Origin of the sequence: Enterococcus phoeniculicola ATCC BAA-412, assembly GCF_000407505.1 — a bacterium.
Lineage (GTDB): Bacteria > Bacillota > Bacilli > Lactobacillales > Enterococcaceae > Enterococcus_K > Enterococcus_K phoeniculicola.
Window position 1 is genome coordinate 1,310,092 of the sequence record NZ_ASWE01000001.1, and the last position, 15,707, is coordinate 1,325,798.

The following is a 15,707-nucleotide window of genomic DNA, read 5'->3' on the forward strand; positions in this document are numbered from 1 at the left end:
CTATGTTTTATGATTTAAAATTTATTCAGAACGAAGTTGAAGTTCATCCGCAAGAACAATTGAAACTAGTATGTGCAAATATTAGTCGTAGCTATCCTCAGTACGAAGTAGAATATACAGAGTTTAGTGGATCAAATGGTAACAGAGAAACTAATTCATCTTTTCGTCCATTTACTCTAACGCTCGATTTAGATGTATTTTTCGACAATGAAAAAAACGCTGAACTACTTGAAACAGAATTGTACAGTTTAATTTTTATCGGAAAACCATATTATTTACTGCATAGTAAATCACCAGGGAAACGATTTAAAGTTAATCCTGTATCTCTTGAACGAGAAGATGAATACAGTAGTTACACACGATACAAAGCTGAATTTTTAGTTTTCGCCGGCCATTCAGAATCTGTCACAACAACGCTGAGTAACTATGATTTAGAGGATGATTGGCAGTTTTCACAAGGTCTTGTGGCAGATGATTACGAATATACTTTTAATAAAAATAAGTTTGTTGTATACAATGCTGGGGATTTTACTGTTGACCCAAGAGAACAAGAATTAACGATTAAAATTGAGGGTATGAGTGATGGTAAGTGTACTCTTTTCAATAAGACCACAGGTGAGCGATTTATTTATACTGGTTCGTTATATAGTGATAAAGGGGAAGCTTTAACGCTTGAGGGAGTATATCCTAAAAAAAATGGTATCCATTGTGGGATTGAAACTAATCATGGCTTAATATCACTTGTTCCCGGTGAAAATGAAATCGAAATTCAAAACATATCGAGAATTCATGTTAGTTTTGATTTCAGATTTTTGTACATGTAGGTGATTGTATGAATGATTTAATTATCCGAAATTATGAAGAAACCAAAGAAGAAATCCTTGTCGATGTAGATAAGGATTCTTTTGTTGTCGATTGGCAAAAAAATGAAACGTGGGAAGTCAGTTTTAAAGTAACGAAGACCGACAGAAATAGAAAGGCTTTTGATATTGCTGACTATGAATCAATCATAATTTGGCAAGGTCAACATTATGTGATTAAACAGTTAAAGAGCTATGCCGTTGGCGAGCAACTATTTAAAGAGGTTGTGGCCACACATATTTATTACACTGTGCAAGACGGATTTCAATATACAGAAAAAACAGGAACCTTGAGCATCACACAGTGCTTACAACATATTTTTTCGAGTGGTGCGAGAGGTTTTTCCTACGAAGTGATTGATCCTAAAAATAAGTTTCTAAAAGTCGAACAGGAAAATTTTGGAAAAAATAATTACTTAAAATTGATTGAAGAAGTATTAGATGATTATGACGCAGTAATTGTTCAAAATAATAAACATCTTAAATTTTATCCGACAGCTGATTATGGTGAAAAAACCAATGAACAAATACGATATAAGTACAATACGGACAATGTGCAATTTGATATTGATACCTTTGACTTAAAGACTCAGATAAAAGGATTCGGAAAACAAAAGGAAGAGTCTGAAGGTGGAGCTTATTATTTTACACCTATCACATATACCTCTCCTCAAGCGGAAAAGTGGGGTATAAGGATACAAGATCCTGTAGAAGATGAACGGTATACACAAGCTGGTAATATGCTTGCTCGCTTAAAAAAGGATATACATGATTATCCGTCAATATCCGGAAGTACAACTCTAAAATGGACTGTCGATTTAAGTAAAGGCGACTATGTGGCATTCATTTATGAGCCACTAAGTATTAATACGTGGATACAAGTGGTTGGTATTACTGAGTATCCAATGATTCCTAACAAGCCGCCAGAAATAATCCTGAGTAACACGAAAAAAACAATGACAAGTATCATCAAACAATTATTAAAGAAAGGGTGATGACATGTTACCAAAATGGACATCAAATAGGATTGATTTAGAGTTTAAAAAATTAATCGATAAGATTGTTGATAGAGTAAATGGACTTCTAGTTGAGGCTGAAAAGCGTGATAATGCAACGAATAAGCGTATTGATAACTTAGTATTGCAAAGTGGTGGAACATCACCAAACGAGGTCATAGACGCTCGTGTAAACAGTCTTGGGCAAACATTTGATACTCTCCATGCGCGGTTGTTGGCTGGAGATAATCTAACGGCTAATGAAATAGTCGAGTTGACTAAAAACTACGAAAATCAAAAAGAAGAGCTGCAACAGTTACAGCACACAATGCAAGGTTTATTTGGTGGGACTTCACAAGTTATTGATATTTTCATAAGCTCGAAAATAGGAAATGATGCAATAGCTGACGGAACCGAGACAAAACCGTTTAAAACAATTCAATCGGCGATTAATAGTCTGCCTATGATATCATCAAATACCTATTATTTATGGGTAGAGCCTGGAAGTTATTTGGAAGATGTCAATATTGATTCAATCCAAGCAAGTAGAATATACATTTATGCTACAAATTATACGACTACAACCGGAAAATCTGATGAAACAGGTTGCTTTGTTCGCAGTTTTACATTTATGAATGTAATAAGTTACATTCAAGTGAATGGTTTTACATTCGTGGATACGAAAAATACGGAAGACCATTCAATTTTTTGTGATATTTCTCGTTATGTATCTGTTCAAAATTGCCGTTTCCTAGAGAATACTAAAGGGAATTCAAAGTTCAGCTCAATTTATACATCAGGAGGAACGATAGTTTCTATCGGGTCTGGCACAGTGTTATCAAATCAGTATACAAGTGTATATATCCAGTATGGCTCGCAGGCGCTGTTAGGTAGTACAAAAGGATCAGCAAACACAATTGGCTATGTTGCAGATGGTGGAACAGTACGCATTGGATCATCTGCTTCAATGACTGCAACAACGCTGAAGCAAGAAAAAAACGGTGGGCAGGTGTTAGGTTGATGAATGAAACCTTTAAAACGAATCAACAAACAATAGAAATCGAAGCAACTGCAACTGAAACAATTAACACAAAAGTTGTTTTTTGGTCGCATGACAAAGGAACTGCTCGATTAAAATTTCAATTAAAAAAAGAAGGTGCAATTTTCCCATTGACTGAGGGAACGATTGTGCCTGTTTGTTTGCTCTTTAAGTCCCTCACTGCAGCTGACGGAGTAGGTAGACATATTTACAACGCAACGATTGATGATGCTGTAAGTGGCTTAATATCATTTGTTTTACCAGACAATATTTTAGGTTATCAAGGGATTGTAGATGGCAGTATCTACATTGACATGCCAAATAAACAGTCTTTGGACACAGCAGGAAGATTTACGTTTAACATTAGACGTAGTCCAATCGATGATATGATACCAGAGCTAGAAGATTATTACTACGCTGGATTTAATGCAGTGGACCAACGGATTAAAGAAACGCTAGCAAAAATTGAAAAAATCGAAACGGATTTTATCAAAGAAATGAATGCTATGCAGTCAAAGCTCAACAAATTCGAGTCGGATAGCAAAGTGCAGATGGACAATATTCAACAACAGATTACAGATAAAAATTTGTATACAAAAAAAGAAACAGATGATTTGTTAAGTGATGTAATTACTGATGGTCAAACGATTACTACACTTTATAATTTTAGAAATAAAGTTACAGCTAATGGCACGGCTAATGTGCATAAAATGGACCGATACGGGACCAGCAAAACCTTATTGACACCTGCTCAATCGGGTTGGGTAGAAGCAACACAAGGCATGTATGACAACAGTCTTGTTGTTGATGGATTATATTCCACTCAAGGTTCTGTTGCTACAGAGGGAACGCTAGCTCAAATACTACTTAGATGGAATGTTAGAGCACAAATGGAAAGAAATTATCCTACGCTATTTGTAAATCTGGGTTTGACTACCGTAGCTCAGAAATCAAAATGGATTAGGGAGAATACAATTCGTATAATTCCACAAGTATGGGGGCGGGGCAGTGGATTGCCAGCAGGAGAGAACCAATTAAATGTTACGTTTTGGAACGGTTCTTCTTGGGATGCAGTACCACTTGTTAACGATACAAGCAACGTAACCTTGTTATCTAAGAATTTACCATTAAGTTATCTCATGGACGATGGTTATGTTTATGTGTTGGCTTATGGGAAAACTAGCAATGGGACAAATCAACCGAGCGTCGCTTTAGATGCTGTGCAATGCGATCATAGATTTAAATTAGATTTGAGCAAGTTTTACGTACCGCAAACACAAACGGCAACAGCAACACAGGCTGGTATTGCAAAAGTGACTAGTAGTTTTTTATTCGATGATTTAACAGCATTAAGTACTTATGGCGGTAAAATACTTAATGATAAAATAGAAGGCGCTTTTAGATTTGTAACAGAAAAACCCGCTTCTGATTTGCCTAGTACGTACAAAAACGGTATTACAATTGGTAATGCAAGTAATGTTTTGGGATATCCAATTCCTAACTACGGAAATGTTTTGACAATTAAACAAAGTACCTATCGTGTAGCTCAATACGTTTTTCCAAAAACAATGGGGAGCTCCATTGGTGCAGGATCGGTTTATATACGTACATTAGGTTCAGAGCAAACAGAGTGGGGAGAATGGTTAGATTTCTTAACAAGCTATGATAAAGCTAGTTTAGTTAATGTTACCGACAATCAAACAATCGGCGGAATTAAAAACTTTACGGCGATGCCTAAATTAAATGGAATAGATTTAATAGAAGATACAGGATGGGTAAACAGTTCGTGGTCAACTGGTATTAGTGACCATGGTGGTAATGTAGATAATAGGTTAAGATTCAGAAAAAAGAATGGGAATGTTGAGTTTCGAGGGATTGGAACAAATTCGATTGTTTTGTCAAAAGCAGATGGACAGGAATTAGGGAATATACCAGCAGAATTTATCGGAAGCAATACGGGAACTATTCCTATGGGAGCAATGCAAGGCTCAGGAACTGCTATTTGGTATTTGGCAGCAGATTTTACCAATAGAAAAATTAAATTATCACGATATAGACAAAATACTGATACTACATGGACTGATGTGCCAACCGGTCAATGGTTAACCATTCATGGGACTTATTTGTTTTAAAATTAAGAGGAGGAAGAAAAATGAAAGAAGTATATGAAATAATTTCAGCAACGCAATACGAAGGACCATTTAAAGTTTCGGATGATTATCCAGTGAAATTTCCTTTTACGGACAAATCAATTCCAGAAGGGTTCTTACAACCGTCTTTTGACTTTGGGAAAAATGAGTGGGTGGATTTAACACCGCCAATGCTAAAAGATGAGCTTTTAACTCAGAAGAAAGCACTAGAAGAACAGGAGACTCAAACAACAGATTTACAGTTAGCTGTTGCTGAACTATATGAACAACAGTTAGGAGGAACAAAATGATTAAAATCTATGTATCTCTAATTGAAAAAGGGGAGAAAACAATTGAGGATGTCCCAGCGAAAATTAAAAAGGAAGTACAAGCAATCTTGGATGCAGCAACAGCTGACTAAGGTTGCTATTTTATTACTCAGAAAGGATGTGAAAACAATGGCAGTGATTTATGCGACTTTGATTATCAAAGGTAAAAAAGTGATCGGCGATGTACCATCAACAGTCAAAGACCAAGTGGTAGAAATTTTAGTTGAAATGGATTTACCAGAATTAGCAAAATAGATGATTAGATGAAACGATATATTTTTTGGAGGATTGCACTTGCAGTCCTTCTTTTATTTTGGATTGGAATAATCTATTTATTTTTTAAATTATTAGGAGGATAAGCGATGTCAGATATATTGAGACTGTTTGTAGGTCAATTGGAAAAAATGAAATCAGATGGTAGTTGGGTTTTAGGAGCTGTGACTGGAGGTATTTCTTTATCCGTACCAGGTTGGGTTACAGCTAAAGAAGTTGGTTTGGAGCATATTATATTGTTAGGAATTTTAATGGCTGTGTTCGTAATGGAGTGGATGATAGGTAGTCGCTTAGCGAAGAAATCAACTAATAAACTTAAAAGTAGCTCGGTTATGATTGACTCGGCTATTCGTGACTTTGTAATTGTCATCTGTTGCATAGTCGCTTTTGGGTTTGATTATCTATTGGGTACAGGTTCAGTCATTTTTACTATTTTTACGGTAGCGTTTATTTATCACAATTTCTACAGCTTGTTAGCAAACTTAGCTGTTTTAGGTTGGGATAAACATTTTCCAATGTGGTTATTAAAATGGTTGGGTGATGAAATCGAAGCGAAGAAAGATAAGTATTTTCCTGACTCAGAGAAAACGAACGTGATTGATCCATATAAAGTGGATAACGAATTTACTTTACCAACTGATTTTCCAGAGGAGGAACAAGACCATGAAAATTGAAAAACAAATTAGAAAGGGTACTCCGTTAGTTGGAGTACCACCTTATGGCCAAGTACACGCTCATTCAACAGGGAACCCAAAATCAACCGCACAGAATGAGGCTGACTATATGGGGCGCAAAAACATATATGATGGTTTCTTTACTCACGTCGTCGGAAACGGTCGTGTGATTCAAACAGCAGAGGTAGGGCGTGGCGCTTGGGACGTCGCTGGAGATTGGAATAAATGGGCTTATGCAGCAGTTGAATTGATTGAATCGCATAAAACGAAAGCTGAGTTTGAACGTGACTATCGACTTTACATTGAGCTATTGAGAGAGCTGGCAAAACAAGCTAAAATTCCTCAGAAGCTTGACGCTGGAAACATGGGTATCAATACGCATGATTACTGTAGAACGCATCAACCAAACAATAAAACGGATCATGTAGACCCTTATCCTTATCTTGCAAAATGGGGAATTAGTAGAGCACAGTTTAAAAAAGATGTAGAAAATGGATTGTCTGGCAGCTCAAACAGCAATGGCGGTGGATACACCTCAAGCACACCTGGCAAAAATACTAAGCCTCTGACAAATGGAAAAGTAGGGGACACTGTTAAAATATTTGATGCTCTGTACAAAGACTCAGACGGCAAAGGGCGCTCTACAAAAATGCGTGGGAAAACTGGAGTAATCAAGAAAATCGCCAACGGCAAAGGAAAAAAATACCTCGTTGAAACTTGGGGATGGGCGCATCCTAATGATTTGCAGCTAGTCAAAAGTGGTGCAACAGATACAGGGTACCAAGCTAAGAAAGTCGGTCAAACTGTGAAGGTGCAGTCTTGGGCTACTACGTATCAAACTGGCCAAAAGATAGCTAGTTTTATCAGAGGTAAGAGCTATAAGATTAAACAAGTAAAATCAGTTAATCAGTCTAAGAGCAAGCGTGCTTACTTGCTTGACGGGATTAATTCCTGGGTGTTGGAGCAAGACGTGAAGTAGATAGACATAAAGCCAATATCGAAAATGATATTGGCTTTGATTTATTTTCTAATTATTGATGCTATTATTTGATCATCGAGATACTCAAAAGTAAATACTAAATCTTTAGAAGTGAAAGATGTTTTTTCATGAGACTCTAAAGTATTATTGTATGCAGTGGCTATACCCTCATTCTTTAAATCATAGACACCTTGAAATGTGGCAAGAATAGAAGCCATTTCTTTATTTACGTCCTGCTTCATATTAAGCTCAAGACCAATTAAATTACCATCATAAACATTAATATTAGTAGTCACACCATTTTCTATAGATATAGTTGAAGCTCCTTCTTCCACAGATATAGGAAATCTAGTTTTTGCATCAGGATTGACATTTTCTATCACAGCGTTCATCATTTTTGAAAAATGAGAATAATCATCAATCGTTTTTTTAGCTGGAATCAACACTTCCATTGAATCAGTTTGATTTTTGAAAGAATAATTAATTTTAACGTTTTGGTCAATCCCTAGTGACGGAACACCGACTTGATAAATATCTTTGCGAATATCTCCTTTGTAAATATTTCCATCAGGTGTTCTAATTTCAATCGATTCAAGACCATCTGGGTCACCTATTACGTAATCATAAATACCACTGTCGGTATTCAGATTAGGATCCAGACTGTATGAAATTTCTGAGCTGGTATTGCTATTGTTTGGCTTTGAATTATCTTTCTCAGATGTAGAGCATCCAACTAATAGCAATGAACAAAACATTAAAGCCCCAAATATACTTTTTTTCAAATTTCTCCCTCACTTCTCCTATTAATATTCAACCCCATTATATCAGATTACATATAAAAAAATACCACCATTATAAAATGGTGGTAGCGGACTGCATGCTGTTCAAGTCATTTATGTTTAGAGGTGTCCGCAAATTAATTATAACAGATTAGATAATGAAAATACTATTATAAAAATAGAAATCAAGTAAAGTCAAATACGAATAAGCTGTACACAAATGCTATACTTATGTAATAATATCTTTAAATAAGAAATGAGGGAAGTCTAATTCAGATGATTTTTGAAATAACTATTGTTTTTGGGGTTTTGGCCATTTGTATGGGTATCCTGTTAAGTCTAAATGGTATAAGATGGGGTGGCTTTAACAAAGAGAGTAAATTTCCATTACGAATAACGGAAAAAGAATATCTTTATATTAGCTTATTTTTTATCATGAGTGGACTTTTATTGATTTTTGTTGCTTTAAAATTTCTTTGAAAACAGTCTTGAATAAGCAAAGATTATTTAAAGTGATGAATTGTCTTTGGCGTTCAGGTTTTAGATTATTCTGAACCACAGCTTTTACGTAGCATCAAAAATCTGCAATGGCTATTTTTGTACATAAATAAACACCTTGCGTGGTCACAAGGTGTAGGTGTCACATAGGAGTATCTATGTAAGCGTCACGGATGCAGGAAGCATTCGTGATAAAAGTAGGCGATTAAAAAGAATTTTCGATAAGATAATCGATTTATTGAGCACATTATAACATAAAAGGAATATATTAGGAAAATAATAAGAGGTTAGTTATAGGCTATATCGGTTGCTTTTCCTAAAGTATAATACCAAAAAGTATCAAAGTTTCGCTCAATATCTTTAGCTTTATTGTCATGAATAACTTCTTTGAAAAAAATATATAATTGCTTCTTTATCAATGCTTTACACTTAGAATCTTTCAAGAAAAACCGAGTGAACTCTTTTGGTCGAGTGGCAGCAAAAAGATAAATTTCTTCAGCAAAAGCAGATGTACTAGAAATGCTATCCTTTAATATAAGGTTGGTAACATTTGTAACTACGTAATTTAATAAAGCTTCTTTAAAATTATTTAAGTTAATGAACTCATCGTAAATAGGTTTAGTTGAGTAACCCATGTACTTTGCAAGTTTTCTCACAGATATAGCATCAAACCCATTTTCAAGTACAAATTCATAGCCGCTTCTCAACAGGGTTTCTTCATGAATTTTTTTAGTTCGTACCATAAGTAACGCCCACTTTCTCTAATAGTAATTATGTTGATTTTAGCAAATTAGACTAATAAAGTGAATAAAAAAAGCATACTATAAAAATACCACCATGTATTTGACTACATGATGGCAACGGACGATAGACTATTAAGTCATTGTTTGGGGTATCCGTACAAATATTGTAGCATAATTCCCATTAAAATGTAAACGCTTTACATATTGGCGTTTCTGTATGTTTTAACTACTTTTTCTATACTTTGAGATGCTTTCGTCATACTAATCGCCTTACGACAAAAATGAGAACATTCGTTCTTTTTTGCCGGACGGACGAATAATAGAAATAGAGAAAAAGGGGCAAAAAAGGGGCAGAAATTGATTAATGGTTGATATTTAATGACATTGATTGAACAACCTAATTAAGCCAAAAACCCTTATATGACAACGATTGAACAGTTATTGACAAATCATGAATAACATGCAGATACCTACGCGCATTACACGGAAAAGCAGCTCGTATTAAAGAAATTCGTCGTTAATTTATTATCGAATGAAACAAAACCTCTTGATTATTCAAGGGGTTTTTCTTTTTGCACTGTTATATATAAACTGATTGAAGTTATCACATAAACTACATATACTCAAAAGGGGCAAGCTTTATAAAAGTTCTAAATCACTTTGCAGTTTTCCACGAATTCCTTTAGTAACATACAGATAGATTTGTTGCACCAATTCGCGGTATTCATAACCACATAGGTAATAACCGTTACCAAAAAAATTTCTACCTTTCCTTTATACCGCCTATGGAAAGATTTCTTTACATTAAGAAAACTTCAATTGTAAGGAAACTTTGATAGAAATAATGCTGTATAAACAGTATTCTAGGCAGTATAAAAGAAGGAGTGATTATGATGAGTATTGGAATGAAATTGAAGCACGCACGATTAGCCTCTAATTTAACACAAGAAGAATTATCTGAAAAAATTGGTGTCAGTCGGCAAACCATTTCTAGTTGGGAAAACGAAAAAAGCTACCCCGATATTATAAATATTATTTTATTGAGTGATATCTATGAGGTGACCGTTGATTCTCTACTAAAAGGAGACGAGGGATTACTTAAGAATTTAAAGGAGCATTCAGATGTGGCAACGAGTAAAAAACAACTGATTAAGATTATCTCTTTATCACTTGCGTTCCTTATTTTCTATGGACTATTTTTTTCTTTCCTGACCTTTGCTCACATTCCTCGAATTGATGATTTACTTTCAAATATCTTAGTTTTGTTGATTAGTGGAATCATAGTATGTGTTACTCTTATAAAAATTATTGATTTCAACCATATTCTGGCACAAAAAACATCCAATAAGACATTAGCTATGATAATAATTGAACTTCTTTATTTTTTAAGCCTATATGTAATCTGTTATCTGATAAATAACTTTCTAATAATTGAAGACTGGCAAGCACTCCTCCTAAAAATCGGGATAGGTATCCTTTTATTTATTGTCGTATATCTAATGTTTAGAAAAATAGGCAGAATTTAGAAACTCCTTTAATCACCATTAACCTCCTTTACTAGAGGAAGTTAATGGGGTTTTTGAATAATTTTGAGGTGAGGATGAGGTCAGCTGAAAGAAAGTTTGATTACTTCGAGTGAAAATGAAATGATAGATTAGTTAGCATGGTAGCACAAACATCAAAAGAGTCAGCGAAGATACATTATTAGGTTTGCGAATATAAACGCATTCCTCCTTTTCATTTCCACTTTATTTTTCTGAAAAATAAATGAGTTTTTTCTCATTTTTGAATAATTGTGTAGTATAATTGAAACAACAAATTTTTAGGAGTGAGACGAATGATAAAAATTGCAATTATTGGTTATGGGAATTTAGGACGCGGGGTTGAGCGTGCTTTAACACTTAATAAAGATATGGAATTGGTGGGGGTATTTACACGTAGAGCCCCAGAAACAGTCTCTACATATGGAGCAAAAGCCTATCACATGGACGATTTGCTTAACAAAAAAGGAGAGATTGATGTTTGTATTTTATGTGGAGGTTCTGCAACAGACCTACCTGTACAAACACCTGAAATCACAAAATTTTTCAATACGATTGATAGCTTTGACACCCATGCGAAAATTCCAGAGCATTTTGAGCATGTTCAACAAGCAGCAAAAGAACATCAAACAGTCTCCATTATTTCTACGGGATGGGATCCTGGTTTATTCAGCTTAAACCGGTTATACGCTCAAAGCATTTTACCAAGTGGCAAAACTTATACTTTTTGGGGGAAAGGGGTCAGTCAAGGACATTCTGATGCTTTAAGAAGAATTGAAGGGGTAGCGGATGCCACACAATACACGATTCCAAATGAACAAGTGATTCAAAAATTAAAAGCGGGCGAGCTACTTGAATTGAGTACGCGAGATAAACACTTTAGAGAGTGTTTTGTTGTTCTTGAAGAAAATGCAAATGCTGAGGCTGTAGAAAAAGAAATTATTTCTATGCCAAATTACTTTGCAGAATATGATACCGAGGTTCATTTTATTTCTCAAGAAGAACTAAATAAAGAGCATAAAGCCATGCCACACGGTGGAACAGTTCTCCACATTGGCAATACCCACGATCAAACAAAACAGGTGATCGAATATAACCTAACACTTGATAGTAATCCAGAATTTACAGCCAGCGTACTTGTTGCCTATGCAAGAGCCTGTGCTCGATTGGCAAAAGAAGAACAGTTTGGTGCCTATACCGTATTGGATATTGCACCGAAATATTTGTCTTCTTCGGATGATGAGACATTGAGAAAAGAGCTGCTGTAAGTAAGTTGTTCCTAGCCTACTTAAAAGAAAACTCTTGTTGAACATAAAATAAAATATCATAGTAAAAATTCTAAATTATCGATGTTTATGCACCGAGTAATAAAGAATTTTTACTATGATTTAGATAAATTCTACACTAGAACGTAGGAAGAAGATTAGCTATTGGCATCTGAACCCGAAAAGCTACTAGCTTGTTTAAAATCTGCACCTACAAAGATAAGTTAGGAACATAAATGTAAATTATCCAGAAACTAGTTAATCATTTTCTCGATTTCCAGTGAAATTCTTATAGGTAACAAATTTTACATTTAACGCCAATATAATACTTTTTTCTCAATTAAAACTGCTACATAATAAAGAATGAGGCCAATTAATGATAAGGCTATCACGGAAGATAGTATGATATTAATATCATACATTTCGTTTCCATAAGTTAATAAATAACCTAACCCGGCCTTAGCTCCCATCATTTCCCCAATAACTGCCCCCGTCATTGCTTGAGTGACTGAGACTTTAACACCCGACATAATCGCTGAAAAAGTAAATGGGAGTTCTAAACTGATAAATTTTTGACGTTTACTCGCTTTTAAAATGGATAAAAATTCCACATAGCGACGATCAATTTGCTTCAATGCCGTATGCTGATTTACCATGATTGGAAACGAAACAACTAAAATAACTAGTGCAACTTTCGACTGAATTCCCAAACCAAACCATAGAATAAATAATGGGGCTAGTGAAATTTTAGGTGCAATTTGAACAACTAAAATTAATGGCATCAATAATCGTTCAACTAAGTGAACTTTTGCAACAATATACCCTAGAATAACCCCTACAATAATTCCACAAAAAGTTCCAATGAAAATTTCTTGTAGCGTAACCCAGGTATTCATCAACAAATCTCCTGTGATTAAATAAGTTGTAAAGTAGGTCATTAATTTAATAGGAGAGGGTAGAATGTAATTAGGAACATGACTAATTTGTACACCGACTTCCCAAACAACAAGAATAAACACGAGTAAAATCAGAGGGTAGATAATTTTTTTTGCTCTCACTATTTTTTCCCTCCTTCATCTAAATTTACAACTAACTCTTCAGCATCATATTTATTTTCTATTAAATTATACTTATACAATAGAGCAATGTAGTCATTGTATCGATCTACGTCAGAATAACCGAATCCATTTTTAACGGTATTATCACTTTGCCAAAGTTTCGGTAGAAATTCATTTTCCATCACTTTTTTTATTTTTTCTTCATTTCCCTTAGCCGCAGGAGCATAATGAGTGATTGCGTTCTCAATTCCTTCATCTAAATGATTGTCAACAAGATACGCTATTGATCGGTTCAACGCTTGAGTGAATTTCTGACATAACTCCGGATGTTCCTTTAACAATTGATCACTTGTAATTACTACATTTCCTTGCGTGGGCATGTAATTTTCTGAACGGAATTCTCCTACTGAAATCCCTTGTTCTTCAAGATCGTACACTCTCAACATTGAAAAGCTGATTGCATCTACTTGGTCTGATACAAGTGCATTTACTATAGCACCTGTTCCAATTATTTTAATTGATACGTCATCTAACGAAAGACCTGCTTGCTCTAAAATTACTTGTAGCTGGATGAAATTAGGACTTCCATACGAGGTAATTCCAATTGTTTTTCCTTTTAAATCTTTGGGTTCAGAAATCCCAGACTCATTTTTATAAATAATTGAACCTAATCCTTCTTGATACGTAGTATGAATTATTTTTACAGGAACATTATTTGATCTTCCCATTACAACTGGATCTGAATTAGGAAACCCAAATTCGACATTGTTTGCTGCAACATTTTTTACTATTTCAGAAGCTGAAGCATAATAAAACTCAACGTCTAATCCCTCTTCTTCAAACCAGCCTTTTTCTTTTGCTAGATAGAGTGGGGCATAGTAGGGAGTAGCGGCACCATCAATTTGAATAGCTACTTTTGCAAGACCTTTATCATTTTTTTCAACTACTATTTCTTTACTTCCACATGAAGCCAAAAGAAAAACAAATCCTAATGTGATTAAAAGAAACTTTATTTTATTTTTCATTTTTCAGCCTCCGTTTCATTCCAAGACAAGAAATGAGACTCAAAATATTCAATAATGGCATAAAAAATCAACCCTAAAAAGATTGTAAAAAAGATGCCAGCAATCAATAATGGTGTATTAAAGGTTGATGCTGCATAGGTTTGTAAGTATCCTAACCCATTTTGACCAGACATCCATTCAGCAACCGTTGCGCCAATAATTGCTTGAATAATTCCAACTTTGAGTGCCGCAAAAATCGCAGGTAGAGCATATGGAAGTTCTAGACTCCTAAAAATCTGTGAGCGATCTGCTTTTATAACTGTCATTAAATCATACATATCCTTGGGAATGGCATTCATTCCATCAATCATTCCAATAATAATTGGGAAAAAGACCATTGAAAATACAACAAACAGTTTAGAAAATAACCCTAATCCAAACCAAATAATAAAGATAGGAACTAAAGCGATTTTGGGTGCTACTTGAAAGAAAATTAAAAATGGCATAAGCGTTAACCTAATCGTCTCATTCTTATAAATAAAATAGCCTAAAACTAACCCAAAAATTGTGGCCAAAACAAATCCAGCTACTGTCTCGAACCCTGTAATTAATAAATGTGGCCAAATTTTTCCGCTTATCATTTGATTCACAATTTCTTTGAATACATTCATAGGAGACGGAAGCATAAAAGCAGGGACATTTGCTTGAGTAATATAGAGTTGCCAAATAATCACTAATAAAGCTACCGACAGCAGAGGATCTAACCAGCGAGTATATTTCTTTCTAATTTTCAATGTTCCAGCAGCCCCCTTAAATAGTTACTGTATTCAATGAATTTTTCTGAACCACGAACAGCTAAATCTCGGTCTTCACCTAAATCAATAGGGAGTATTTCTTTAATGGTTCCAGGACGAGGACTCATAATGACTACTTTAGTGGATAAGAAAACCGCTTCATCAATATCATGTGTTACAAATAAAATTGTTTTCCCTGATTCTTTCCAAATTCTAGATAATTCCAAGTTTAAAGTATCTCTTGTCATAGCATCTAAAGCACCAAATGGCTCATCCATCATCAATACAGTCGGGTTATACGAAAGTGAACGTGCAATTGAAACACGTTGTTTCATTCCTCCAGAAAGCTCTTTAGGCAGAGAATTACGGAACTTCTCTAAGCCAACCATTTCAATGAGCTCATCAACTTTAGCTAATGTTTCCTTGGTCTTTTGCTTCTTTATTTCTAAAGGAAAGACAACATTCTGATAGACCGTTTTCCAAGGAAATAAAACGGAGTCCTGAAATACAAATCCATTGTTTTCATCTTCTGATGTAAAGGTCAAACTACCTGTATCATGTGATTCTAAACCACTGATAATTCGTAATAATGTTGATTTTCCGCAACCACTTGGACCAATTAAAGAAATAAAATCCCCTTCATTTACTGTTAAATTAACCTTATCCAAGGCTGTCATCTTTTCTTTTGTGTTAGAGATAAATGTTTTTCCTAAATCTTTAACAGCTACTACCACTTTTTCTTTCATT

Annotated in this window: 17 protein-coding genes; 11 read left to right on the forward strand and 6 right to left on the reverse strand. The window is 34.7% G+C overall.

Features of this window, described 5'->3' with window-relative positions; genetic code table 11:
- The first annotated feature begins 2 nt into the window (after window positions 1–2).
- The 9 genes from I589_RS06115 (at window position 3) to I589_RS06145 (ending at window position 7,278) form a co-directional block, all read left to right on the forward strand.
- On the forward strand, window positions 3–824 hold the full coding sequence (locus I589_RS06115) for a phage tail domain-containing protein (RefSeq protein ID WP_010768984.1): 822 nt from the start codon (window positions 3–5) through the stop codon (window positions 822–824).
- Window positions 825–832: 8 nt separating this feature from the next.
- Entirely contained in the window at window positions 833–1,855 is a 1,023-nt protein-coding gene (locus I589_RS06120; RefSeq protein WP_010768983.1) for a phage tail protein, read from the forward strand.
- A gap of 4 nt (window positions 1,856–1,859) precedes the next feature.
- Window positions 1,860–2,876: a hypothetical protein gene (locus I589_RS06125; protein ID WP_010768982.1), complete on the forward strand. Its 1,017-nt coding sequence runs from the start codon at window positions 1,860–1,862 to the stop codon at window positions 2,874–2,876.
- On the forward strand, window positions 2,876–5,026 hold the full coding sequence (locus I589_RS06130; RefSeq protein ID WP_010768981.1) for a BppU family phage baseplate upper protein: 2,151 nt from the start codon (window positions 2,876–2,878) through the stop codon (window positions 5,024–5,026). Before I589_RS06125 ends, I589_RS06130 begins: the two co-directional genes overlap by 1 nt.
- A 20-nt stretch (window positions 5,027–5,046) precedes the next feature.
- Window positions 5,047–5,334 (forward strand): hypothetical protein, encoded by a 288-nt coding sequence (locus tag I589_RS06135; RefSeq protein WP_010768980.1) that lies wholly within the window; start codon window positions 5,047–5,049, stop codon window positions 5,332–5,334.
- Complete coding sequence (locus tag I589_RS18690; RefSeq protein WP_010768979.1) at window positions 5,331–5,444, forward strand: CD1375 family protein; 114 nt, start codon at window positions 5,331–5,333, stop codon at window positions 5,442–5,444. Before I589_RS06135 ends, I589_RS18690 begins: the two co-directional genes overlap by 4 nt.
- Window positions 5,425–5,607 carry a CD1375 family protein gene (locus I589_RS18315; protein ID WP_139242873.1) on the forward strand — a complete coding sequence of 61 codons (183 nt, stop codon included), beginning with the start codon at window positions 5,425–5,427 and terminating at the stop codon, window positions 5,605–5,607. The genes I589_RS18690 and I589_RS18315 overlap by 20 nt, the downstream gene beginning before the upstream one ends.
- Before the next feature lie 107 nt (window positions 5,608–5,714).
- Window positions 5,715–6,299 (forward strand): phage holin family protein, encoded by a 585-nt coding sequence (locus I589_RS06140; protein ID WP_010768977.1) that lies wholly within the window; start codon window positions 5,715–5,717, stop codon window positions 6,297–6,299.
- Entirely contained in the window at window positions 6,289–7,278 is a 990-nt protein-coding gene (locus I589_RS06145; protein ID WP_010768976.1) for an N-acetylmuramoyl-L-alanine amidase, read from the forward strand. Before I589_RS06140 ends, I589_RS06145 begins: the two co-directional genes overlap by 11 nt.
- 41 nt (window positions 7,279–7,319) lie before the next feature.
- Here the strand turns inward: I589_RS06145 and I589_RS06150 are convergent, their stop codons facing one another.
- On the reverse strand, window positions 7,320–8,060 hold the full coding sequence (locus I589_RS06150) for a hypothetical protein (RefSeq protein ID WP_010768975.1): 741 nt from the start codon (window positions 8,058–8,060) through the stop codon (window positions 7,320–7,322).
- 782 nt (window positions 8,061–8,842) lie between these two features.
- Window positions 8,843–9,298 (reverse strand): TetR/AcrR family transcriptional regulator, encoded by a 456-nt coding sequence (locus tag I589_RS17765; protein WP_010768973.1) that lies wholly within the window; start codon window positions 9,296–9,298, stop codon window positions 8,843–8,845.
- An 893-nt stretch (window positions 9,299–10,191) separates the two neighbouring features.
- Between I589_RS17765 and I589_RS17770 the strand changes: the two genes are divergently transcribed.
- A complete protein-coding gene (locus I589_RS17770; RefSeq protein WP_010768972.1) occupies window positions 10,192–10,824 on the forward strand; it encodes a helix-turn-helix domain-containing protein in 633 nt (210 codons plus the stop codon).
- Window positions 10,825–11,135: 311 nt separating this feature from the next.
- Entirely contained in the window at window positions 11,136–12,107 is a 972-nt protein-coding gene (locus I589_RS06170) for a diaminopimelate dehydrogenase (protein ID WP_010768971.1), read from the forward strand.
- A 308-nt stretch (window positions 12,108–12,415) separates the two neighbouring features.
- Here I589_RS06170 and I589_RS06175 read toward each other — a convergent pair whose 3' ends face one another.
- From I589_RS06175 to I589_RS06190, 4 genes are read right to left on the reverse strand one after another with little or no spacing between them, the layout of a single operon-like run.
- On the reverse strand, window positions 12,416–13,162 hold the full coding sequence (locus tag I589_RS06175) for an ABC transporter permease (protein ID WP_010768970.1): 747 nt from the start codon (window positions 13,160–13,162) through the stop codon (window positions 12,416–12,418).
- Window positions 13,162–14,187 carry an ABC transporter substrate-binding protein gene (locus tag I589_RS06180; protein WP_010768969.1) on the reverse strand — a complete coding sequence of 342 codons (1,026 nt, stop codon included), beginning with the start codon at window positions 14,185–14,187 and terminating at the stop codon, window positions 13,162–13,164. Before I589_RS06180 ends, I589_RS06175 begins: the two co-directional genes overlap by 1 nt.
- Window positions 14,184–14,960 carry an ABC transporter permease gene (locus I589_RS06185; protein ID WP_010768968.1) on the reverse strand — a complete coding sequence of 259 codons (777 nt, stop codon included), beginning with the start codon at window positions 14,958–14,960 and terminating at the stop codon, window positions 14,184–14,186. Before I589_RS06185 ends, I589_RS06180 begins: the two co-directional genes overlap by 4 nt.
- Entirely contained in the window at window positions 14,957–15,706 is a 750-nt protein-coding gene (locus I589_RS06190; protein ID WP_010768967.1) for an ABC transporter ATP-binding protein, read from the reverse strand. The genes I589_RS06185 and I589_RS06190 overlap by 4 nt, the downstream gene beginning before the upstream one ends.
- Window position 15,707 lies beyond the last annotated feature (1 nt).